This is a genomic window from Chitinimonas violaceus, assembly GCF_052601015.1.
Genome location: NZ_JBQXDJ010000264.1, coordinates 1 through 329 on the forward strand (window position 1 = coordinate 1; position 329 = coordinate 329).

1 protein-coding gene is annotated in these 329 nt (G+C 59.3%); it reads right to left on the reverse strand.

Translation table 11 applies throughout. The features are described 5' to 3' along the window. Positions 1 to 329: VCBS domain-containing protein (locus ACUHMQ_RS21225; protein WP_445297418.1), on the reverse strand; the 329-nt coding region annotated here is incomplete at both ends.

A 329-nucleotide genomic window follows, 5' to 3' on the forward strand; every position in this document is an offset into this window, starting at 1 on the left:
TGCACCCGCACTGGCTGTGATGCCTGTCGTCTGGAAGCTGGCTTGACCTGTATCCGCATCACTGATGGTGAGCGTGCCGCTGTCGGTCAAGGTCGGGGTGGCGGCATCTTCGGTGACGCTACCAACTGCATCCCCGCCAATCACAGGTTTGTCATTGGTACCCGTGATCGTGACCTTGATCTCATGTGACGTGCCATCTGCAGACAGCACCGTGAACGTTTCCAGCTTGGTCTCGCCTGCCTTCAGGTATTGCACCGCACTGTTCGCGACGTTGTAGGTCCAGGTGCCATTGGGGGTGATCGTCAGCACACCCAGTGCACCCGCACTGG